The following is a 21,819-nucleotide window of genomic DNA, read 5'->3' as shown; positions in this document are numbered from 1 at the left end:
CACGAATGGCCAAGGAGACCACCATGCCCGGCAATGACCCACACCCCGCAGCGGACGGTCGCAGCGGCATCGCCATCGCGGCGCATCGGCCGCTGCTCGTGCTCCTGCTGCTCGGACTGCTGCTGGGGTTCGCTTTCCAGGGCACGCGCGGGCTGTGGAGTCCGGACGAGGGCCGTTATGTCGACGGCGCGGTGCAGATGCTCGACTCGGGCGATCTGCTGGCCCCGGCCTACGGACCGGACCGGCTGAATTTCTCCAAGCCGCCGCTGACCTATTGGGTGATCGCCGCTTCGCTCAAGATCTTCGGCCGCAACACCTGGGCGGCGCGCGCGCCCTATGCGCTGGCCTTCACGTTGACCCTGCTGCTGTTGTACGGCATGGGCCGCGAACTGGTGCCGGAGCGGCCATGGCTGCCCGCGCTGGTCTATGCGTGCGCACCCTTTACGCTGCTCACCGCGAACATCATCAGCACCGACGTGTTCCTGTGCCTGTTCGAGGCGCTGGCGATGTTCGGCTTTCTGCGCGCCGCCTTCGGCACCGGCGCGACGCTCGCGCGCCGCTGGATCCTGCTCATGTGGCTGGGCTTCGGTCTCGCCTTCCTGACCAAGGGACCGCCCGGCCTGATCCCGTTGCTGGCGATCCTGCCGTTCGTGCTGCACCGCGACGGCTGGCGCGGGCTGGGCCGCCTGTTCGCGCCGGCCGGCGTGATCGTGTTCCTGCTGGTCGGGGGCAGCTGGTACGTGCTGGCGATGCTGCGCTATCCCTGGCTGCTGCACTACTTCATGCACCGCGAGGTCTACGACCGCATGTTCACCGCCGCGCTGCGGCGGCATCCGGGCCCCTTCGGCTGGATCGTGGCCTATGTGCCGACGCTGGTAGTGGGCGCGCTGCCGTGGTGGCCGCTGCTGCTCGGTCGCCATGCCCGCGCGGAAGTCGCCGCGGGCTGGCGCGAGGCGAGGAGCCACCGCCACAGCCCCGGGCGATTCCTGCTGCTGTGGCTGTTGTTGCCGCTGCTGGTGTTCTGTCTGGTGCAGTCGCGGCTACCCCTGTACGTGCTGCCGCTGTTCCTGCCGCTGTCCCTGCTGCTGGCGTTGGCCTTGCGCCGGAGCATCGTTCCCGGCAGCACCGCCGCATGGCTGGCGCTGGGCCTGTGGCTCGTCGCGCTGCTGGCGGTCAAGGCCGGTGCGGGCTGGATGACCTATCCCGCCGCGGACAACCGCCTTTTCGCGCAACAACTCGCCGCGGAGAGCGCGGGCAACGACTACGGCGCGATCGTCTTCGTCAAGAACACCGCCCGCGACTACGACATCCAGGAGCAGACGCCGTGGGGCGTGCGCCTCTACCTGGGCAAGCCCGTCTATGGCGTCGCCTGGCGCCAGGCCGGCGCCACTGCCGCGCTGTGCAACGTGGTGCCCGCGGACACACCCGTGCTGCTGGCGCTGGATCCGGCGATTCCGCCCGCAGCGGTCGAATCCGCACTCGCCGGATGCGGGCGCCGCAGTGCCGCGCGACTGGGTACGTGGCGTCGCGGTGCGCTGATCCTGGTGCGCGCTTGAACCGCGTCGTCGCCCTCCGGAAGCGAGCTTAGTCATGTGCGGAATCTGCGGCATCGTGACCCGGGACGCCAGGCCGGAGCCGCCCGTGCTGGAGCGCACGGCGCGCCGCATGCTGCGGCACATGGCCCATCGCGGTCCGGACGGCAGCACGCTCGCACTGTGCACCGGCATGGCGATGGCGGCGAACCGGCTGGCGATACGTGGCGTGGACGAGGCGCAGCCGCCGTTGATCGAACACCCGAATGGCATCGTGATCGCCTGCAACGGCGAGATCGACAACCATCGCGAGCTGCGCCGCTTCCTCGCCCAGTGCGGCCACGAGGTACCGTTCAGCACCGATGTCGCCGTCATCGCGCCGCTGTACCTCGAGAAGGGTCTGGCGTTCGTGGAACACCTGCAAGGTGCGTTCGCGCTCGCGTTGTGGGATGCACCGAGGCAGCGACTGGTCCTCGCGCGCGACCGCGCCGGCGAGCGGCACCTGTACTACCGCGCCACCAGCCGCACCGTGCTGTTCGCCTCGGAACTCGCCGCGCTGACGGAGGCCACGGGAGGCGCCGCACCGCTCGATCGCACCGCGCTCGCGCATTTCCTGCAGTCCGGCTACTGTCCTGCGCCGCAAAGCCTGCTCGCCGGCCACCGCAAGCTGTGCCCGGGCGAGATGGCCGTGTTCGAGCCGGGCGGAATCCGCCACCGGCGCTACTGGCAGTTCCCGCAACGCCCCGCCACGGCGATCACGCCGCCGCCGCGCTCCTTCGACCATGTGCTGCGCGAGGCAGTGCACCGGCAGAGCGAGGTCGACGTGCCCTTCGGCGTGCTGCTCAGCGGCGGGCTGGACTCCGCGCTGATCGCCGCCGTGGCGCGCAGCCTGCGTCCCGGCGTAACGCTGCCGGCGTACTGCATCCGCTTCGCCGAGGCGTCGTTCGACGAAGGGCGCGACGCGGAACGCATCGCCAGGCGCCTGGGCTGCCCCTTCGTGCCGGTGACGGTCGCGGCGGACGACATCCCTGCGACGTTGCGCCAACTGGTGCGCTCGACCGGCGAAGCGCTGGCCGATCCGGCCTGGCTGCCGCTGGCGCACGTGGCGCAGCGGGCCGCCCGGGACGTGCGCGTGCTGCTTGCCGGCGAAGGTGCCGATGAGCTGTTCGGCGGCTACCCCGCCTACCTCGGCGTGCAATGGGCCGGGCGCTACGCTCGTCTGCCCGCAGGCCTGCGCGGCGTCCTGCAGCGCGTGATCGAACGCCTGCCGCCCAGCGACCGCAAGGTGACGCTGTCCTTCCTGCTCAAGCGCTTCGTCATGGGCCAGGGACTGGACGGACTGGCGCGGCACCGGCTGTGGAGCGCGCACACCGCGCCGGAATGGCTGCGTCGCCTGGGTGTCGAACCGCCGACCTGGGCGGAGGAAGACGGTGCCGCACGGCCATTGCTCGATGCCGTGCAGCATCATGATTTCGCCCACGCCCTTCCCGAAGCGCTGCTGGCCAAGGCCGACCGCGGCGGCATGTTGCATGGCGTCGAGATCCGCGCCCCCTACCTGGATCCCCCGGTGATCGAATTCGCGGCCACCCTGCCCGGCCAGGCGCGCGTGCGCGGGCTGACCACCAAGGTCTTCCTCAAGGACTACGCACGACGCTACCTGCCGCGCGCGGTGACGCACCGGCGCAAGCGCGGGCTTTCGGTACCGCTGTCCGCGTGGCTGCACGGCCCCTTGCGCGATTGGGCGCAGTCGCGCCTCTCGTGCTCCGCGCTGGCCGAAGTCGGCCTGAGCAACCGCGCCACCCTGGAGCTGCTGGAGGAGCACGGGGCGCGCAAGGCCGATCACGCCCGCACGCTCTGGATCCTGCTTGTGCTCAGCGAATGGCTGGAGTGGCGCGCCGGCATCACAGGCGACAGGAAGCCGCAGGCGGCGCCGCAACGGTCCGTCGCCACGGCCGCGATGGCGCGGCAGGAATCCGGGATGGAAGCGGACCGCGGCACGCGGAATGTCGATGCAAGCAGCCCGGCAGGATGCCAGCCCCCCGTACTCTCGATTACAGATCCGGTATCGCCTCCATGCATCTAGCCGCTCCACAACACCAGCAAGCGCCCACCGCAAATCCGTCACGGCGATGGGACCGGCTGCGCCGTCGCCTCGTGGCAGCCTGCTTCCGCCGGCTGCTCGACGTCACCGACCGGCAGTTGTGCAGGCCCGGTCACCTGCCGGTTCGCGGCATCCATCGCGTGCTGGTGTGCCGCCCCAACCATCGCCTCGGCAACACGGTACTGATCACTCCGTTGCTGGCCGAGATCGAGACGCTCTACCCGGGCGCGGAGATCGACGTGGTAAGCGGCGGCAATGTCGGCGAACAGCTCTTCGTCGAGCGCTTCCACGTCCGTCGGGTCTACAGCCTGCCGCGGAAAGTGGCTCGCCACCTGTGGGCGACGGTGAAGTTGCTGCGGCAACTGCGGCGGGACACCTACGACCTCGCCATCGATGCCAGCATCGACTCCCAGTCGGGCCGGCTGCTGCTGGCGATCGTGAAGGCGCGCTTCAAGCTGGGCTATCCGGACGAACGCGGCCCCATGGCTTCCGCATGGAGCGACGTGCCTCGTCCGGAGCACCTGGCGAAGCGCAGCGTGTTCCTGCTGCGCACCGCCTATGCGCAACAGGTGTCGAGGCCGTGCCCTCCCCTCAACCTGCACCTGCAGGAGACCGAGAAGCACAACGGGCGGGAAGTGCTCAGGGCGATCCTCGGCGGCGATGAGCAGGCCACGTGCCCACATATGGTGGTCGGCGTATTCGCCAATGCCACGGGCGCCAAGCGCTACAGCTCCGACTGGTGGAGGCAATTCATCGGCGATCTGGAAGCGCGCCAGCCGCACGTGCGCATCGTCAACCTGCTCGCCGAACACGGTGAGTGCCAGCTCGACGAACGCCACGCCTCCTATTACACGCGCGACCCGCGCCGCCTCGCGGCGGTGATCGCCTGCATGGACGCTTTCATCAGTGCCGACTGCGGCGTGATGCATCTGGCGGCGGCCACCGGCACGCCGACCCTGGGACTGTTCTCGACCTCCAGTCCGGCGAAGTACGGTCCCTACGGAGGGGGCAACGCGGCGATCGACACCCGTGACAAGAGCATGGCGGAGGTCGTCGCCGCCGCGGACGACTGGCTCAAGCGGACGGCCACGACACCTCACCACGACGGCGAGACCGGTCGACAGGCATGATTCCCCGGCTCGCCGCGCTCCCCCGACCGATCGCTTCCTGGCGCGCGTCATGGCTGGTCGGCCTGTTGCTGCTCCTGCCGCCGGTGTTCTTCCTGCATCCGCTCGCGGTCGACGAAACCCGCTACCTCGCGGCTGCATGGAACATGCACGTCACCGGGCAATGGCTGGTGCCCCGCCTCGACGGACTGCCCTATTCGGAAAAGGCGCCGCTGCTGTTCTGGCTGATCAACCTGGCGTGGTCGCTCACCGGGGTGCACGCCTGGGCGGCACGCCTGCTGGAGCTGCTCATTGCCGTGGGCACCCTGCCACTGCTCGCGTCGCTGGGACAACGGCTCGGCGTCGACCAGGAGGGCGTGCGGGCGGCCGCATGGCTTTGGCTGGGCTGCGCCGCGGTGGCCCTGTACGCCGGTGCCGTCATGTTCGACATGCTGCTGACGCTGTGCACGCTGGCGGCATGGCGCTCCACCCTGGCGCTTGGTGGCCGGCATCCGCTGGCCGGCGCCTTGCTGCTGGCGACGGCGCTGGGGGCTGGCATCCTCGTCAAGGGGCCGGTCGCCCTGCTGGTAGGCGGCATGCCGGCCTTGCTCGCACCGCTATGGATGACCCCGGCACGCACGCGGATGCCGATGTTCTACCTGCAGCTGCTTGGCGCGCTGGTGCTGGCCGTCGCGATCGCGCTCGCCTGGGCGGTACCGGCGGCCCGCGCCGGTGGCCCTGCCTATGCGGACGCCATCTTCCTGCGCCAGACGATGGGGCGCGTAGTGCACAGCTTCGCCCACGCCCGCCCCTGGTGGTGGTATCTGCCGGTACTGCCGGCCATGCTGTTGCCCTGGCCGCTGGCCATCGCGCGCGGCACCAGGGTGGTCGAACATCGCGCGACGGTCGCCCGCTTCGCGGCGGTGGCGTCGCTCCCCAGCTTCGTCGTCTTCAGCCTGATCAGCGGCAAGCAGCCGCACTACCTGCTGCCCATACTCCCGCCGCTGGCGCTGTATTCGGGAGATCGCCTGGGCACCGGGCAATGGCGCGTGGCGGGTTGGCGACTGGGCATGGTGCTGGTGGCGATCGGTGCGGCCACGGCGATCGGCATGGGATGGCTGGCGCCGGGCAGTCGCCTGGAGACGGGCCTGCTCGGCGCGCTGATCGCCTCATTGGGCTTGCTGTACATGTGGCGTCACGACACGGCGCTGCCGGCCAGCCTCGCCGCGATGGGCGTCCTTGCATCGCTCACCTTGTGCAAGCTGGCGTTCGCCGTCAGCCTGGCACCCCGATACGACATGCGTGCGGCGGCCGCACGCATCGCCTCGGCCCGGCACGCCGGCATTCCCCTGCTGTACGCCGGCACGCAGTACGGCCTGTTCACCTTCGCCGGCAGACTGCGGCAACCGATCCCCCAGGCCACCGGCGATGCCGCCATTGCCGCATGGGCGCGCGCCCATCCCGCGGGGTGGGTCATCAGCGGCGACGCGAACTACCGGTACCGGGCCACGCCGCTGTACCGGCAAGCCTATCTTGGCCGCGAGCTCGGCATCTGGCTTGCCGCCGACATCGCGCGAAGCACGCCGGCGGCGACTGCTCCACGGGGAGCGGGCGCGGGATAGCCGGCACGGCGCAGACACCCCCGGCGAGAGGCGGCCGCTCGCGGGCGCGACAACCGCGACGCAGCGCACAAACAGCGGCCCGGCTCGCTTGCCGAAGCGGGACATGCATGGCTGAATGGTCGCGCCTGCCAAGGGGGACCCGTCATGCTGTTCCGAAGCATCGCTTCGCGGCTGTCGCTGTGGGTCCTTGCCGGCTCCGTGGCGGTCCTGGCCATGGCCGCTGGCGTGCTGTTCTATCGGGTCAGCGCGCAGATCCTCGAACAGGCGCACGGCGAAGCCACCGCACTGGCCAATGAAGCCGGCAACCGGATCGAGCAGCGGCTGGCGCGCGTGTCCGACACGACGCAGACCCTGGCCACCGTGATGCAGACGCATCCCGAGGGCGCCGAGCTCATGCTGCGCGACGCCCTCGCGCGGAACGCCGATCTTTCCGGACTCGCCGCGGCCTACCTGCCCGCGGCGGGCAACCCGCCCGAGTCGCCTTTCGTCAACCGCGAGGACGACGGCTCGCTGCGCTCGCGCGACCTGCGCAAGGACAGCAACCCCTACTGGGACAAAACCTGGTTCCTCGCAGGACTGGGCTGTTCGCAAGGTTGCTGGCAAAGGCACTTCTATTCGCAATCGCGCAAGCGCGAACTGATCAACTACTCGGTCGCGATCCGCAGGAACGGCCATCCAGTCGGCCTGATCAATGCCGACGTCTCCCTCGACTGGCTCGGCCGCATCCTGAAGCAGCTGGGCAAGCCTGCGGGCTCCTACGCCTTCGTGCTGGATGACAGCGGCGTCTATCTCGCGCACGACAACCCCGCCATGGTCGGCCAGCGCGGCAAGCCCGACCTGCTGCAGGCGCTGGCCCGGTACCAGGCCACCCGCGTCCGGTTGGCCGTGGCGCAGAACCCGCAGGCCCACGGCAAGCCGGTGTGGATCTACTTCGTCCCCATCGAAGGAACGCGCTGGCGCTTCGGCCTCGTCATGCCGGAGGCGATGATCTATGCCGGCGTGCGGCAGGCATTCGCGCGCGTGCTGGCGCCGGGGCTGCTCGCCCTGCTGGCGCTGGCCGTGGTCACGCTGGCCGTGACGCGGCGCATCCTGTCCCCGCTGGGCGCGCTTGCCTCGGGCGCCGAACAGGTGGCGCGCGGCGCACTCGATTTCGAGCTGCCTCCTGCCCGGTTTCCCGACGAGGTCGGCCAGCTGACGCACGCCTTCGACCGCATGCGCACGGAACTGGCGCTGCACATCGCGGAGCTGACCCGCAACGCGAAGGAGCAGCAACGCCTGGCCAGCGAGCTGGACATCGCGCACCAGATCCAGACGGCGCTGCTGCCCGGCGAGCACTACCTCGATGCGCACTGCGAGAGCTTCGAGCTGCACGCGCTGCTGCGACCCGCGCGCGCGGTGGGCGGCGATCTCTACAGCTACTTCATGCTCGACGAGCGGCGCTTCTGCGTGATGGTCGGCGACGTGTCCGACAAGGGCATTCCCGCCGCCCTGTTCATGGCACGCACCATCACGCTCGCGAAGGCGCTGGCGCCCAAGGCGCGCTCGCCCCAGCACCTGCTGTCGATGCTCAACCTCGAACTGTGCCGCAACAACGACAGCTGCATGTTCGTGAGCCTGCTGTGCGGCGTGCTCGACACGTCCACCGGTGAACTGGTGTTGGCCAGCGCCGGGCACGAACCGCCCGTGCTTTGCGACGCGGACGGCGTGCAGCTGATCGAACTGGACACCGGCGCCGCGCTCGGGCTGGACGAGGAAGCCAGCTACCCGGTCCGCACGCTGCGGCTGCAACCCGGCCAGACCCTGATGCTCTACACCGACGGCATCACCGAAGCCGCCGATGCCTCCCTGCAGCTGTTCGGCACCGAGCGCCTGCTCGCCTGCCTCGAGCGCTCCCCTTCGCGCGCCGCCGCCGAGCTTGCGGATGGATTGCTGGCCGAGGTGGACCGCTTCGCCGACGGCGCGGGACAGGCCGACGACATCACCGTCCTCGCGCTGAACTGGCATCATGCGCTCGTCGACAGGAACGCACCCATGCTGGACCTGAGCATCAAGGCATCGATGGACGACGTCTTCGATACGCTGGAGCGCTGCGACACCTCGCTGCGCGACCAGGGCGTGTCGCCCGCCGTGCGGGAAGACATCCGCCTGGTGCTGGAAGAACTCATGGTCAACATGGTGCAGCACGGACACGCCGGCAACGCGGACCGCACGATCGACCTGCACATGCGGCTCGGCGGCGATGCCGTGCTGATCGAACTGCACCACGACGGCCACCCCTTCGATCCGCTGCAGGTGCCCGAGCCGACGCTCACGGGCGACATCGCCGATGCCGACGAGGTCGGCGGCCTGGGGATCCACCTGGTGCGCGCCATGGCCAGCGAGCTCAGCTACAGCCACGACGACCAGGGCAATCACCTGCTGCTGCGCTTCCTTCACCCGACACGTACGGAGCACGACCATGACGTTCAACCTGAACACTGAAAGCGAGTCGCCCGACCGGACAACTCTGCACCTGCATGGCCGGCTCGATGCCCAGACCTTCAACGACTTCGATTCCGCCATGCTGGACGTGCTGCCACGCGTCGCCGCGGGCGGCACGGTGGTGCTGGACCTGTCCGCGCTGGAGTACATAAGCAGTGCGGGCCTGCGCAGCATCGCGATGATCCGCCGGAGCATGCGCGCCCGCGGCGGCCACACCCTGCTGCTCAATCTCCAGCCGCAGGTGCGCAAGGTGTTCGACATCGTGAAAGCGGTGCCGTTGCACGAAGTCTTCGCCAATGCGCAGGAGCTGGACAGCTACCTCGATCACATGCAGCGCCAGATCACCGGCGACGGGGCTGTCGACAGCGCCTGACGGAATCGGTACCGCAAGCGCAGCCGCGCTACGCCCGCGACGATCCTATCGGACCGTTGCGCAGGCGCGATTCCGCGCCGCCGCGGATCACGATCCGCAGGCCTCCATCGGAACTCCCTGTACCGGTCCGCCTGGCGGTTAGCGAGCAGCAAGTCTTTGCCTGACTGCTGCATGCCTCGTGGCCCGGTTGATCCACGTCAATCCACTTTCCGATTGGCCGATCTGTAATGCGGGCGTACAGACTGGCACTGCGAACATTAGCCGCGGCAGACAGATCTCCGTGCAGCGGAAGCGGCGCATCGTTGCATCCTGGCCCGGAAAGGCGCACGACTGGAGTGGTTTGCGTCGGACGCGCGTGGAGTCCTCATGCTCGAGTTCATCGTCGACATCGATCCGGAACGCGACAACGCCGCGCTGCTGCATTTCGCCTTCGCCCTGGCCCGCCAGCACGGCGCGCGCCTCGCCGGCCTGCAGGTGGTGATGCTCAGTCCCGCCGAGGCCATGGTGATGCCGGACGCCATGCTCGTGCTGGAGGAACAGGAAAAGGCGGCGCAAGGCCGCCGCGACTGGTGGCGCGAACTGTGCCGCGGCCACGGCGTCGAGGGCAGCTGGGAGGCGTACCGGGGTTTCCATGAGGCGGTGCTGTCCCGGCGCGCCAGTCTTGCCGATCTCGTGCTTGGGCGCCTGTCGCGCGAGGCCGCACGCCTGGCATCCAGCCTGAATCCGCTTGGACGCGTACTGTCCACCGACGCGGCGCCGATGCTGCTCGTGCCCGATCGCTGGGCGGGCAAGGGCGGCGTGCGCAAGGTGGCGATCGCCTGGAACGGCTCCACCGAGGCGGCGCGCGCGGTGCGCGCGGCAGCCCCGCTGCTGCTGCGTGCCGACGAGATCGTGGTGCTGGATGGCGCATCGCGCATCCGCGCGAACACGCGGCGGATTCCGCTGGCGCTCGACCGCTGGCTGGAGCGCCACGCGCTGCAGGCGCGCTGGGAGGTCCTCGACGAAGAGGATGACAACGGCCAGTCCATCCACGAGCGAGCACGCGGCCACGACGCCGACCTGCTGGTGATGGGGGCATGGGGTCACTCGCGCATGAACGAGTGGCTGCTCGGGGGTGTCACGCGCCATCTGCTCCAGCACAGCGAGATGCCACTGCTGGTGGTGGAGGCGTGAACGGGGCGGCATCCGCGCCGCCTTCGGCCAGCGGGCTCAGCGAGGCCGAAGCGCGCGAACGGCTGCAACGGGCCGGACCCAACGCGCTGCCCGCCAACCGGCCGCGGTCGCTGTGGGCGATCGCCCGCGGCGTGCTGGTGGAACCGATGTTCCTGATGCTGTTGTTCGCCGGCGCGGTCTACCTCGCCCTGGGCGAACGCACGGACGCCGTGTTCCTGATGGCGTCCGTGCTGGTGATCATCGGCATCACGCTGGTGCAGGAGCGCAAGACGCAACGCGCGCTGGAAGCGCTGCGCGACCTCTCCGCGCCGCTGGCCCGCGTGATCCGCGACGGCCGCGAGCAACGCGTGCCCTCGACCGAGGTGGTGAGGGACGACGTGCTGGTGCTGCGCGAGGGCGACCGCATCGCCGCGGACGCGGTGATGCTGGATGGGTTGCTGGAGGCGGACGAGTCGCTGCTCACCGGCGAATCGGTGCCGGTGGCCAAGCGCCCGTCCGGCAACGGTGCCGAAGTCTTCGCCGGCACGCTGGTGACCCGCGGCCGGGGTACTGCGCGCGTGGTCGGCATCGCCACCGACACCGCGGTCGGGCGGATCGGCCAGGCGCTGGCATCCACAGTGGAGACGACCTCCACCCTGCAGCGGGCCTCGCGCACACTGATCCGCCGCTTCGGCCTCGCGGCGCTGCTCTGCGCCGTCGGCCTCGTCCTGCTCAACTGGCTGTGGGACAGCCACGGCCTGCTCGACAGTCTGCTGGCGGGCGTTGCGTTGGCGATCGCCATCCTGCCCGAGGAATTCCCGGTGATCCTCACCGTCTTCCTTGCGCTGGGAGCGTGGCGCATCGCGCGGCACAAGGTGCTGACCCGCCGCATCGCCGCGGTGGAGACGCTGGGCGCCATCACCGTGCTGGCAGCGGACAAGACCGGCACGCTGACGCAGAACCGCATGGCCGTGGCGGAGCTGTGCGTGGGCAACGAAGTGTTCTTGCCAGGGGGGGCGTCGCTGCCGCCCGCCTTCCACGAACTGGCCAGGCTCGCACTGCTGGCGACGCCAGCCGGCTCGGCCGATCCGATGGAACATGCCATCCGCGCGTTCGGCGCGGAACATCTCGGCGAACGCGACCTCGCCTTGTCCGACAGCGCGGTCAGGGAGTACGCGCTGACGCCAGGGTTGCTGGCGATGAGCCGCGCGGCGCCGCTGCCGGACGGATACTTCGTGATCGGCGCCAAGGGAGCTCCGGAGGCGGTGACGGAGCTGTGCGGACTCGACCCGGCCGAGCAGTGGCTCTGGGATCGCCGCGTGCATGCCATGGCCGCGCGCGGCCTGCGCGTGCTGGCGGTGGCGACGGCAGACTGGCACGGGCCGTCGTGGCCGGCCACGCAACGCGGCTTCCGTTTCCGTTTCGCGGGGCTGCTGGGCCTGATCGATCCGCCGCGCGACGGCGCACGGGCCGCCGTCGCCGAATGCCATGCGGCCGGGATCCGGGTGCTGATGATGACGGGCGATCACGAGGTCACCGCGCGGGCGATCGCCGAACAGGTCGGCCTGAGCGCCGCGCCGCGCGTGATCTCGGGCGCCGAGGTGGACGCGCTCGGCGACGAGCAGCTCGCCGCCCGCCTGGCCGACGTGGACGTCTGTGCGCGCGTGCAACCCACGCAGAAACTGCGTCTGGTGCATGCCCTGCAGCAGCGCGGCGAGGTGGTCGGCATGACCGGCGACGGCGTGAACGATGCGCCGGCGCTGAAGGCCGCCGACGCCGGCGTGGCGATGGGCGGCCGCGGTACCGACGTGGCCCGCGAGGCGGCGGCGCTGGTGCTGCTGGACGACGACTTCGCCAGCCTGGTGGCGGCGATCCGCCAGGGGCGGCGCATCTACGACAACATCGTCAAGGCCACCCGCTTCGTGGTGGCCGTGCACGTGCCGGTGGTGGTGCTGGCACTGCTGCCGAGCCTGCTGCACTGGCCGATCCTGCTGATGCCGGTGCAGATCGTGCTGCTGGAACTGCTGATCGACCCGGCCTGCTCGATCGTGTTCGAGGCAGCGCCCGCCTCGCCCCGCGTCATGCGCCGGCCGCCGCGCCCGATCGGCGAATCGCCGTTCCGCATGGTCAACCTCGGCTATGGCATCGCGCAGGGAACCGGCCTCGCCGCGATCCTGGCAGCGTGCTACGGCGTGGTGCTCATCGTGGGCGATTCCGCCGAGCTGGCGCGCGGCGCCACCTTTCTCGGCCTGGTGGCGGCGGTGTTGCTGCTCACGCTGGCCAACCATCAGCCGGGGCTTCCCCTGTGGCGCATCGCATGGCGGGAGAACCCCTGGCTCCTTCGCATGCTTGGCGCAGGAATACTCCTGCTAGCGGCATTGGCCGGTATCGCGCCGCTGCGCGAGGCGATCGGCCTGAGCCAGCCGGGCGGCGAAGCGCTGGCACTCCTGCTGCCGCTGGTGCTGGCCTGTGCCGCGTGGCTGGAAAGCGTGCGCCGTGTCCTGTGCCGCCGCTGGCCTTCGCTTGCCGAGAGCTGACCGCCGCGTTGATGCAGGTCAACACGGCGCCGCGGCCGCTCCGCTGTGATGGCGCCATGGCGCCGGACCGCGAGGAGGAGGCCCCCATGAAGATCCTGCTGCCCGTGGACGGGAGCACCTGCAGCATGCGTGCCGCCCGCTACCTGACCAGGCACTGGCCCGCCGACGCCGCCGTGACGCTGCTCAACGTGGACCTTCCCCTGCGCGAGTCGATCGCCGGGAGGCTGGACGCCGACAGCGTCGCGCGCTTCCACCTCGACAACGGCACCGCCGCGCTCAAGCCGGCCCGACGCGTGCTGGCGAAGGCAGGCCATGTGTTCGACGAGCGCATGCTGGTCGGCGATCCGGGCGCGGAGATCGTGCAGCTCGCGCACCGTGGCCGGTACGACCTGGTGGTGATGGGTTCGCACGGCCGCGGCGCGCTGAAGAGCCTGTTCCTCGGCTCGGTGGTGCTGAAGGTGCTGTCCGGTTCGAGCGTGCCGGTGCTGGTCGTGCGCTGAGGCGGGCAACGCTTCCGGGCGCGCCGCCGCGGACGCCTGCCCGCCGGATCGCGCGGCCTGTCCGCGCCTGCCGGTCTTCGATGGCCATGGATCATGGCCCGGCGACCTGCCTGCGGGGTGGATCGTCCGCATGCCCGGCCTGGCGATATTGCCCGGCCAGGCGCACCGCCGCCGCCATCGAGACCGGCCCGATGAAGACCCCCTCGACGCCAAAGGCAAGCACGCCGCCAACGACACCGATGAAGGTCATGGCGAACGGCAGACGGCTGGAGCGGCTTATCAGGAGCGGCTTGATCACGTTGTCGACCATGCTGATGCCGAACAGCCCATAGACGACCATGAATGCAGACCATCCCGGGTTGCCATGCTGCAGCAGCCACACCGCCACCCCGCCCCAGACCAGCGGCGGACCGATCGGAATCACCGAGAGGACGAAGGTGATGGAGCCAAGGAGCAGCGGCTGTGGCGCGCCGACGATCATGAACCCGATGACGGCAACCGCGGACTGGGCAAGCGCCGCGCCGATCACGCCGATCATCACGCCCACCATCGCCTTGTGCGCCGCATCCAGGAGATCCATCGCCCTGGCCCCGCCAAGGCGCCGCACCAACTGGCGCGCGTCGAACGCCAGGCGCTCGCCATCGCGATAGAAGAAGAACAGCAGCAGCCCGGCGAGCAGCGTCTGCAGCACGCCGTTGCCCAGCGATCGCGCAGCCGCCACGGCGAGTCGCCTTGCCGGGTCGGCCAGCGACACCAGGTTGGGCGCACCCGGGTGGTCGCCGCGCGCGGAAACCATCTCGACCAGCCAATTCCTGAGCAATCCGAGGGTCGCCGGGACGCGGTCCATCGCGGGGGCGGACGCTTGCGCCGACGACGACCGCCAACCCTCGATGGACTGCAGCAGCCACATCGAGGCGTCGCGGAGCGACACCACCAAGGCGGTTGTCGGGACAATGACGAGCAGGGCAACGAACAGGCAGCTGATCGCGCTGGCGACGCTGCGGCGGTCGTGCAGCCGCCTCGTCAGCGAGCTGTGGAGCGGCCAGGTGGACATCGCGATGGCCGCCGAATACAGGATGGCTGGCAGGAAAGGACGCACGACAAACCAGCAGCCCGCCATCACCAGCAGGCCGAGGCCGAGGCGATTCAGCGTTGCGGCCTGCATGGTGGGCGTTTTGCTCATCGGTGTTTCCCGTCCGCACGCATCGCCGTCGTCCGGCGAACACCAGGCATCGGCTCGCGGCCAGCGCTTCGTGCCTGTCCGACGGGGCCGTTCCACCGGCTGGGGATCAGGCTAGTGCCCACTGCCCGGCTGCGCTTGATCTGGCTCAAAGCCCCACGGGGCGCAGCCCCGGGCGCTGTTGATGTGGATCAACGTCCCCGATCGCCGGAGCCCGACCATTGACGGCGTCACCGCCCTTGCCCGACGGAAAGGCCCGCGCGCCAGACGATCCGTCGGATCGAGGTCGACGTGGCGCTTCGCATCCGACGGCACCTTCGTTCGCCCGGGAGGTACACCATGTCCATGCCCAGCACGCGCTACCCCCTGAGCCTCAGGGCCATTCATTGGCTCACCGTCGTCGCCGTGGTGGCGGCCGCCATCCTGGCCGACACGGAAGAACACGAGGGAGACGAGGGCAATGCCGTGTCGAGCGTTTCGGCGATGCCGTGGCATTACGTGGCTGGCCTGGTCGTGCTGCTGCTTCTGATACCGCGCATCGTGCTGAGAATCCGCGCGCAGGTGCCGCCGATCATCCCGACGCCCGACAGGTTCACCGCGCTGACCGCACGACTCGTCCATCTGGCGTTGTACGCGTTCCTGCTTGCGGTGCCGCTGCTGGGCTGGCTGCAGCTGAGTTATGGCGGAGAGCCGTTGATGCTCCCCTGGCTTGGCTGGCAACTCCCCGCGCTGGTCCAGCCGGATCCCCAGGCAAAGGAGCTCACCGAGGAGTTGCACGAAGTGCTGGGCAATGTCCTCTATGGACTCATCGCGCTGCACGTGGCCGCGGCCCTGTGGCATCACATCGTGCGACGGGACAACACGTTGAAAAGGATGCTGTGACGGTCACCGCGTCAACCGGACGGCCGGAGGCGGACGAGCTTCCACGGCACCCGGGCCGAACCGAGGCCGCCCGCATGCCGCCATCGCCATCCTCGCCCGCACCGGTGTTCCGGGCGCAGGGCCTGACCAAGGTCTATCGCATGGGCGAGGTGGAAGTGCACGCGTTGCGCGGGGTGGACCTGGAGCTGTTCCCCGGCGAGTTCGTGGTGCTGCTCGGCCCTTCCGGCAGCGGCAAGTCCACCCTGCTCAACATCCTCGGCGGGCTGGATGCGCCCAGCGGCGGCGACGTCTGGTACGTCGACCACCGCCTCACCGGCGCCGACGACCGCGCGCTCACCCGCTTCCGCCGCGAGCACGTGGGCTTCGTGTTCCAGTTCTACAACCTGATCCCCAGCCTCACCGCGCGCGAGAACGTGGCGATCGTCACCGAACTGGCCGAGCACCCGATGCCGCCGGAGGAAGCGCTGGCGCGGGTCGGCCTGGACGACCGCATGGACCACTTCCCCGCGCAGATGTCCGGCGGCGAGCAGCAGCGCGTGGCGATCGCCCGCGCCATCGCCAAGCGCCCTGCGGTGCTGCTGTGCGACGAACCCACCGGCGCGCTGGACTCGGTCACCGGCGTGCGTGTGCTGGAGGCGCTGGAGCAGGTGAACACGCAGCTGGGCACCACCACCGTGGTGATCACCCACAACGCCGGCATCGCCGCGATGGCCCACCGCGTGCTGTACCTGGGCGACGGCCGCATCGTGCGCGAGGAGCGGCCGCCCCGGCGCGTGCCCGCGAAGGAGCTGAGCTGGTGAGCGCGCTCACCCGCAAGGGGCTGCGCGACCTGTGGCACATGCGGGCGCAGGCGCTGGCCATCGCCTGGGTGATCGCCGGCGGCGTGGCCACCCTGGTGATGTCGCAGTCCACGCTGGAATCGCTGGATTCCACCCGCGCGCTGTTCTACCAGGAAGGCGCGCTGGCCGACCTGTGGGCTCCGCTCAAGCGCGCGCCCGACACCCTGCTCCCGCAGCTGGAGGCGATCCCCGGCGTGCAGGCGGTGCAACCGCGCCTGCTGGCGGCGGCCACGCTGGACGTGCCGGGCTTCGGCGAGCCGGCGCGCAGCGAGGTGGTGTCGCTGCCGATCCGCGGCGGCCAGCCGCTGCTCAACCGCGTGCACCTGACGAGCGGGCGCCTGCCCGACCCGGATGCCGAGGGCGAGATCGTGCTGGGCGAGGCCTTCGCCCAGGCCCATGGGCTGCGCCCCGGCGACAGCCTGCACATGATCCTGCGCGGGCACGCGCGCACGGTGCGCATCGTCGGCATCGGCACCTCGCCCGAATACGTCTACCAGAGCCCGCCCGGCGCGGTGTTCCCCGATTTCCGCCGCTATGCCGTGCTGTGGATGAACCGCCACGCGATGGAGAAGGCGCTGAACATGGATGGCGCCTTCGACAACCTGGCCTTCCGCCTGCTGCCCGGTGCGCGCCAGGCCGCGGTCGCCGCCGACGTCGACGCGCTGCTGGCGCGCTACGGCGGCGTGGGTGCCTACGGCCGCCACGAGCAGACCTCGGCGCGCTACCTCGAGGAGGAAATGCGCCAGCTGCGCACCATGGCCACGCTGTTCCCGGCGATCTTCCTGGGCGTGGCCGCCTTCCTCATGCACGTGGTGTTGATGCGCCTGCTGGGCACGCAGCGCGAGCAGGTCGGCGTGCTGAAGGCCTTCGGCTACGGCAACCGCACGCTGGCGGGCCACTACCTCGGCATGGCCGCGTGGATCGCGCTGGGCGGCGCGCTGCTGGGCATCGCGCTGGGCGCGGAACTGGGTCGCTGGCTGGCCCACGTGTACCAGGGGATCTACCGCTTCCCGTTCCTCGCCTACCGGCTGAGCACGCACGCGGTCGGGCTGGGACTGGCAGTGAGCCTGGCGGCCGCCAGCGGCGGCGCGCTGATGGCGCTGCGCGCCGCCGCCGCGCTGCCGCCGGCCGAAGCCATGCGCGCGCCCGCACCGACCCGCTTCGGACCGACCCTGCTGGAGCGACTGGGTTTCCAGCGCTGGCTGTCTCCCGCCGCGCGCATCGCGCTGCGCGACCTGGAGCGCCGCCCCGGCCGCGCGCTGTTCACCGTGGTAGGCCTGGCGATGGCCTGCGCGGTGATGATGGTGGGCCGCTTCCAGGGCGATTCGGTGGAGCGCATGGTGGACGTGCAGTTGAGCATCGCGCAGACCCACGACATCGAGGTGAGCTTCGTCGAGCCGGCGCCGCGGCGCGCGGTGTTCGAGCTGGCGGCCTTGCCCGGCGTGCGCGAGGCCGAGCCGCTGCGCTCGGTGCCGGTGCGCCTGGTGCACGGCCTGCGCTCCTACCGCACCAGCATCGAGGGCGTACCGGCCGGGGCGCGCCTGCGCCGGCCGATCGACGCGCGCCTGCGCCCGGTGCAGCCGCAAGGCGATGGCGTGCTGCTCACCGACTACCTGCAGAAGATGCTGGACCTGAAGCCCGGCGACCGCGTGGAAGTGCAGGCGCTGGAAGGTCACCGCCGCCAGCGCGAGGTGCCCGTGGCCGGCTTCGTGCACGAATACATCGGCGCGCGCGGCTACATGGATCTGGACGCGCTGGACCGGCTGCTCGGCGACGGCGACGTGGTTTCCGGTGCGCTGCTCGGCGTGCAGCCGGGCGCCGCGCCGGACGTCTACGCGCGCCTGGACCGCCGGCCCTGGGTGGCCGGCGTCGCCTCGCGGCTGGCGTCGGTGCGCAGCTTCTACGCCACCATGGGCGAGAGCCTGCTGGTGTTCACCCTGGTGGCGGCGCTGCTGGGCGCGGTGATCAACTTCGGCGTGGTGTACAACGCCGCGCGCATCAGCCTGTCCGAGCGCGGGCGCGAACTGGCCAGCCTGCGCGTGCTGGGCATGACGCGCGGTGAGGTGGGCGCGCTGCTGCTCGGCCAGCTCGGCCTGCTGGTGGCGGTGTCGCTGCCGTTCGGCCTGGCCGCCGGTTGGCTGCTGTGCTGGCTGATGGCGCTGGGTTTCCAGTCCGAGCTGTTCCGCGTGCCGGTGCAGCTGACCACGGCCACCTACGCCTTCGCGGCCCTCACCGTGCTGGGCGCCAGCGCGGTGTCGGCGCTGCTGGTCTACCGGCGCATCGCGCGGCTGGACCTTGTCGCCGTGCTGAAGACGCGGGAGTGATCCGGACATGAAGCTGCGCCGCCGCCTCGCCTATGCCGCCATTGCCGTCGCCGCCGCCGCGGTGGCGTGGTGGGCGCTGCGGCCCGCGCTGCGCCCGCTGGACGTGGTGCGCGTGCAGCGCGGCGAGCTGGTGCAGAGCTTCGAGGAAGAGGGGCGCACCGAGCTGGCCCGCCGCTGGGTGGTGGCCGCACCCATCGCGGGCACCCTGCGCCGCATCGACCTGCTGCAGGGCGACACGGTGAAAGCGGGCCAGCCGCTGGCGCAGATCGAGCCGGCGCGCGCGCAGTTGCTGGACCCGGCCAACCGCGCGCGCCTGCTGGCCGAGGAGCAGGCCGCGCGCGCCTCCATGCAGGCCGCGCGCCAGCGCCAGGCGGCAGCGCAGGCCGACGCCGGCCTCGCGGCGCGCGAAGTGGTGCGCATGCGCAAGCTCGGCGCCACCGGCGCGGTCAGCGTGCAGGCGCTGGACAGCGCCGAGGCACAGGTGTCGCGCGCGCAGGCCACGACAGCCGCGGCGGCGGCCGACTACCGCGCCGCCGACCAGCAGCGTGCCGCCTTGGCCGCGCTGCTCGCCGGCCAGGGCCTGGCCGGTGGCCAGGTGGTGCCGGTGCTGTCGCCCATCGACGGCGTGGTGCTGCACCGCTACCAGCAGAGCGCCACGCCGGTGCAGGCCGGCCAGCCGCTGCTGGAGCTGGGCGACCTCGGCCAACTGCAGGTGATGGTGCAGGCCTTGTCACAGCAGGCCACCCTGCTGCATCCGGGCACGCCCGCGCAGGTGCTGCGCTGGGGCGGCGAGGGCGCGCTGCCCGCGCGCGTGGTGCGCATCGAGCCGGGCGGCTACACCAAGATCTCCGCGCTCGGCGTGGAGGAACAGCGCACCCAGGTCTGGCTGGACATCGTGGCGCCGCACGCCCAGTGGGCGCGCCTCGGCGACGGCTACCGGGTGGAGGTGGCCTTCGATGTGGCGCGCAAGGCCGATGTGCTGAAGGCGCCCGCCAGCGCGCTGTTCCGCGATGGCGCGCGCTGGGCGGTCTACCGGGTGCAAGGCGAGCGCCTGCGCCTGGTGCAGGTCGTGCCCGGCATGCACGGCGGCACCGACGTCGAGATCACCCGTGGACTCGCCGAGGGCGACCGCGTCGTGGCCTTTCCCGACGACCGCATGCGCGACGGACTGCGCGTGCAACCGCTGGAACAAACCACGGCGCCGCAGCGCTGAAACCGTCCGTTTGCGCTGATTGCCCAACGTGGACACCGGGTACTGCCGACCCGGGTGCCGCCGGCCGGAATGTCCATTCCGTGCGGGGCGTTGACGCGCCTGCGCCGGCCGCCTTGCCGGAGGCCGGCGCGCGGGAACGCTACTGCCCTTGCGACTGCTGTTCCTGCTGCCGGGTGCGCTGCTGCTGTTGGATCTGCTGCTCCTGGTTCTGGTTGCGCTCCTGCTGCTCGGTGCGCTGCTGCATGCGCTGCTGCACGCCGGCACCGCCACGGCCTTGGCGCGGCATGTCGGGCAAGGTCACGCCGCGCTGCTGGGCGCGCTTCTGCATCTCCTCGTGGTGCTGCCTGCGCAAGGTCTCGCGCTCCTGGGTCGTCTTCAGGCTGCGCATCTTCATCCTGTACTCGGACCTTTCCGCGGGCGTCATCAGCTGCCAACCGTAGACCTGGTCGCGGTCGCGCAGGCGATCCTGCTGGGTGACGCCCTGCATGGACTGGCTGCGCTGCCCTTGCCCGCCGGTGCCGCGTCCCTGGTAGGCCAACGCCGGCATGGCGCCGATCACCGCCAATCCAAGACCCAGAGCGAATACGTGTTGCGTGCGCATGGCGACTTCCTCCTGCGTGTGTTTGGTGTCAATGGACCACTGCCCGATGGTCGGCGAGCGAAAAGCGCCCATCTTGATCTCCATCAAGCATCCTGATCGCCGCTGCATCCCTGGCGCGGGAACCCATCGTGTCCGATGACTGGATGGTTGTTGACGCAGATCAACAACGCCTCCTCTGGACGGCAAACCATGGGCGACGCCCGATGGCCCGAATGCGGCCGGCCCGCACGGATACGGCGGGACATTGCTGCGGAGAGATTACGGAGGTCTTCCCATGTTTCGTCGAGCGAAAACGCTGTTGCCCGCGGCGCTGGTGTATCTGGCCTGTTTCCCGGCCTGGTCGCAGTCGGCCCTGATGAAGCAGGCGCAAGGGCTGTTCAAGCCGCTGCCCGACACACCTCCCTCGTTGCCCGGCAACCCGGCCACGCCGGCCAAGGTCGAACTCGGCAAGATGCTCTATTTCGATCCGCGGCTGTCCGAGAGCCACGCGATCAGCTGCAACTCCTGCCACATCGTCGGCATGGGCGGTGTCGATCTGCAGGAGACCTCCCTCGGCCACCGCTGGCAACACGGAGGCCGCAACGCGCCCACGGTCTACAACGCGGTGTTCGACGTCGCCCAGTTCTGGGACGGGCGCGCCAAGGATCTGGAGCAACAGGCGGGCGGGCCGCTGGTCAACCCGATCGAGATGGACACCACCGAAACACACGTGGTGGAGCAGCTCAAGGGCATCCCCGGTTACGCTTCCTATTTTGCCAAGGCATTTCCCGGTACGCGCGACGCCGTCACCTTCGACAACGTGCGCAAGGCCATCGCGGTGTTCGAGGCAACGTTGATCACGCCGGATGCCCCCTTCGACCGCTACCTGAAGGGGGACGAGCGCGCGCTCGACGCCGACCAGAAGGCCGGCCTCGCGTTGTTCATCGGCAAGGGATGTGCCGCTTGCCACAACGGCATCAACGTGGGTGGCGGCACGTATGCGCCGTTCGGTGTCGTCGAGCGCCCGGGTGCGGACGTGCTCCCGCCCGGCGACAAGGGGCGTTTCGCCGTCACCAAGACTGCCAGCGACGAGTACGTGTTTCGCGTTCCTTCCCTGCGCAACGTGGCACTCACGCCGCCGTATTTCCACTCCGGAAAAGTATGGAGCCTGCAGCAGGCCGTCGGAGTCATGGGGAGCAGCCAGCTGGGTGCCCAGTTGACGGGTGACGAGGTGGAAAAGATCGTCCGCTTCCTGGGCGCGCTTAGCGGGAAGCAGCCTGCCGTCACCTTGCCGATTCTTCCGCCGAGCGGAGCAGAAACACCCCGTCCGCGTCCATGAGCCGCACGGCGTGCAGCGCGCCCATCCTGCGCGCGCTGCACCGCTGCCGGCTGCGCGG

General features: G+C 70.4%; 16 protein-coding genes. 14 read left to right on the top strand and 2 right to left on the bottom strand.

Annotation, left to right across the window (positions count from 1 at the left end; genetic code table 11):
* Positions 1-23: 23 nt before the first annotated feature.
* The 9 genes from ACQGNW_RS13500 to ACQGNW_RS13460 all read left to right on the top strand — a co-directional run bounded on the left by ACQGNW_RS13500 (position 24) and on the right by ACQGNW_RS13460 (position 13,404).
* Positions 24-1,556, top strand: a complete 1,533-nt coding sequence (locus ACQGNW_RS13500; protein ID WP_426663729.1) for an ArnT family glycosyltransferase — start codon at positions 24-26, stop codon at positions 1,554-1,556.
* Between the two features lie 34 nt (positions 1,557-1,590).
* Positions 1,591-3,615, top strand: coding sequence for an asparagine synthase (glutamine-hydrolyzing) (gene asnB / locus ACQGNW_RS13495; RefSeq protein WP_426663728.1), 2,025 nt, complete (start codon positions 1,591-1,593; stop codon positions 3,613-3,615).
* Complete coding sequence (locus tag ACQGNW_RS13490) at positions 3,606-4,763, top strand: glycosyltransferase family 9 protein (protein WP_426663726.1); 1,158 nt, start codon at positions 3,606-3,608, stop codon at positions 4,761-4,763. Before asnB ends, ACQGNW_RS13490 begins: the two co-directional genes overlap by 10 nt.
* Positions 4,760-6,361, top strand: coding sequence for an ArnT family glycosyltransferase (locus ACQGNW_RS13485; protein ID WP_426663725.1), 1,602 nt, complete (start codon positions 4,760-4,762; stop codon positions 6,359-6,361). The genes ACQGNW_RS13490 and ACQGNW_RS13485 overlap by 4 nt, the downstream gene beginning before the upstream one ends.
* A gap of 144 nt (positions 6,362-6,505) precedes the next feature.
* Positions 6,506-8,842: a SpoIIE family protein phosphatase gene (locus tag ACQGNW_RS13480; protein ID WP_426663724.1), complete on the top strand. Its 2,337-nt coding sequence runs from the start codon at positions 6,506-6,508 to the stop codon at positions 8,840-8,842.
* Positions 8,820-9,215: an STAS domain-containing protein gene (locus ACQGNW_RS13475; protein WP_426663723.1), complete on the top strand. Its 396-nt coding sequence runs from the start codon at positions 8,820-8,822 to the stop codon at positions 9,213-9,215. Before ACQGNW_RS13480 ends, ACQGNW_RS13475 begins: the two co-directional genes overlap by 23 nt.
* A gap of 366 nt (positions 9,216-9,581) precedes the next feature.
* Positions 9,582-10,388: a universal stress protein gene (locus tag ACQGNW_RS13470; protein ID WP_426663722.1), complete on the top strand. Its 807-nt coding sequence runs from the start codon at positions 9,582-9,584 to the stop codon at positions 10,386-10,388.
* The gene (locus tag ACQGNW_RS13465) at positions 10,385-12,904 is read left to right on the top strand and encodes a cation-translocating P-type ATPase (RefSeq protein ID WP_426663721.1); all 2,520 of its coding nucleotides are present in this window, start codon (positions 10,385-10,387) and stop codon (positions 12,902-12,904) included. Before ACQGNW_RS13470 ends, ACQGNW_RS13465 begins: the two co-directional genes overlap by 4 nt.
* Positions 12,905-12,990: 86 nt before the next feature.
* Complete coding sequence (locus ACQGNW_RS13460; RefSeq protein WP_426663720.1) at positions 12,991-13,404, top strand: universal stress protein; 414 nt, start codon at positions 12,991-12,993, stop codon at positions 13,402-13,404.
* 91 nt (positions 13,405-13,495) lie between these two features.
* Here ACQGNW_RS13460 and ACQGNW_RS13455 read toward each other — a convergent pair whose 3' ends face one another.
* On the bottom strand, positions 13,496-14,587 hold the full coding sequence (locus tag ACQGNW_RS13455) for an AI-2E family transporter (protein ID WP_426663719.1): 1,092 nt from the start codon (positions 14,585-14,587) through the stop codon (positions 13,496-13,498).
* 336 nt (positions 14,588-14,923) lie between these two features.
* Here ACQGNW_RS13455 and ACQGNW_RS13450 point away from each other — a divergent pair, with 336 nt between their 5' ends.
* From ACQGNW_RS13450 to ACQGNW_RS13435, 4 genes are all read left to right on the top strand, one after another.
* Positions 14,924-15,466 (top strand): cytochrome b, encoded by a 543-nt coding sequence (locus ACQGNW_RS13450; protein ID WP_426663718.1) that lies wholly within the window; start codon positions 14,924-14,926, stop codon positions 15,464-15,466.
* A gap of 74 nt (positions 15,467-15,540) precedes the next feature.
* Positions 15,541-16,266, top strand: coding sequence for an ABC transporter ATP-binding protein (locus ACQGNW_RS13445; protein WP_426663717.1), 726 nt, complete (start codon positions 15,541-15,543; stop codon positions 16,264-16,266).
* Positions 16,263-18,629 (top strand): ABC transporter permease, encoded by a 2,367-nt coding sequence (locus ACQGNW_RS13440; RefSeq protein WP_426663716.1) that lies wholly within the window; start codon positions 16,263-16,265, stop codon positions 18,627-18,629. The genes ACQGNW_RS13445 and ACQGNW_RS13440 overlap by 4 nt, the downstream gene beginning before the upstream one ends.
* 7 nt (positions 18,630-18,636) lie before the next feature.
* Positions 18,637-19,842: an efflux RND transporter periplasmic adaptor subunit gene (locus ACQGNW_RS13435; RefSeq protein WP_426663715.1), complete on the top strand. Its 1,206-nt coding sequence runs from the start codon at positions 18,637-18,639 to the stop codon at positions 19,840-19,842.
* A gap of 139 nt (positions 19,843-19,981) precedes the next feature.
* On the opposite strand, the gene ACQGNW_RS13430 is transcribed toward ACQGNW_RS13435, so the two are convergent.
* The gene (locus tag ACQGNW_RS13430; protein WP_426663714.1) at positions 19,982-20,443 is read right to left on the bottom strand and encodes a hypothetical protein; all 462 of its coding nucleotides are present in this window, start codon (positions 20,441-20,443) and stop codon (positions 19,982-19,984) included.
* Between the two features lie 298 nt (positions 20,444-20,741).
* On the opposite strand from ACQGNW_RS13430, the gene ACQGNW_RS13425 reads away from it, so the two are divergent.
* A complete protein-coding gene (locus ACQGNW_RS13425) occupies positions 20,742-21,761 on the top strand; it encodes a cytochrome-c peroxidase (RefSeq protein WP_426663713.1) in 1,020 nt (339 codons plus the stop codon).
* The last annotated feature ends 58 nt before the right edge of the window (positions 21,762-21,819 follow it).

Origin of the sequence: Rhodanobacter aciditrophus (assembly GCF_050026795.1) — a bacterium.
Taxonomy (GTDB): Bacteria; Pseudomonadota; Gammaproteobacteria; order Xanthomonadales; family Rhodanobacteraceae; genus Rhodanobacter_A.
Note: the sequence above shows the minus strand (reverse complement) of the source record. Positions and strands in the feature narration are given on the sequence as shown.

Coding starts and splice junctions, on each gene's coding strand:
- ACQGNW_RS13485 (WP_426663725.1), top strand. CDS start 4,760: ATGATTCCCCGGCTCGCCGCGCTCCCCCGACCGATCGCTTCCTGGCGC.
- ACQGNW_RS13455 (WP_426663719.1), bottom strand. CDS start 14,587: ATGAGCAAAACGCCCACCATGCAGGCCGCAACGCTGAATCGCCTCGGC.
- ACQGNW_RS13445 (WP_426663717.1), top strand. CDS start 15,541: ATGCCGCCATCGCCATCCTCGCCCGCACCGGTGTTCCGGGCGCAGGGC.
- ACQGNW_RS13450 (WP_426663718.1), top strand. CDS start 14,924: ATGTCCATGCCCAGCACGCGCTACCCCCTGAGCCTCAGGGCCATTCAT.
- ACQGNW_RS13470 (WP_426663722.1), top strand. CDS start 9,582: ATGCTCGAGTTCATCGTCGACATCGATCCGGAACGCGACAACGCCGCG.
- ACQGNW_RS13490 (WP_426663726.1), top strand. CDS start 3,606: ATGCATCTAGCCGCTCCACAACACCAGCAAGCGCCCACCGCAAATCCG.
- asnB (WP_426663728.1), top strand. CDS start 1,591: ATGTGCGGAATCTGCGGCATCGTGACCCGGGACGCCAGGCCGGAGCCG.
- ACQGNW_RS13430 (WP_426663714.1), bottom strand. CDS start 20,443: ATGCGCACGCAACACGTATTCGCTCTGGGTCTTGGATTGGCGGTGATC.
- ACQGNW_RS13475 (WP_426663723.1), top strand. CDS start 8,820: ATGACGTTCAACCTGAACACTGAAAGCGAGTCGCCCGACCGGACAACT.
- ACQGNW_RS13460 (WP_426663720.1), top strand. CDS start 12,991: ATGAAGATCCTGCTGCCCGTGGACGGGAGCACCTGCAGCATGCGTGCC.
- ACQGNW_RS13500 (WP_426663729.1), top strand. CDS start 24: ATGCCCGGCAATGACCCACACCCCGCAGCGGACGGTCGCAGCGGCATC.
- ACQGNW_RS13435 (WP_426663715.1), top strand. CDS start 18,637: ATGAAGCTGCGCCGCCGCCTCGCCTATGCCGCCATTGCCGTCGCCGCC.
- ACQGNW_RS13480 (WP_426663724.1), top strand. CDS start 6,506: ATGCTGTTCCGAAGCATCGCTTCGCGGCTGTCGCTGTGGGTCCTTGCC.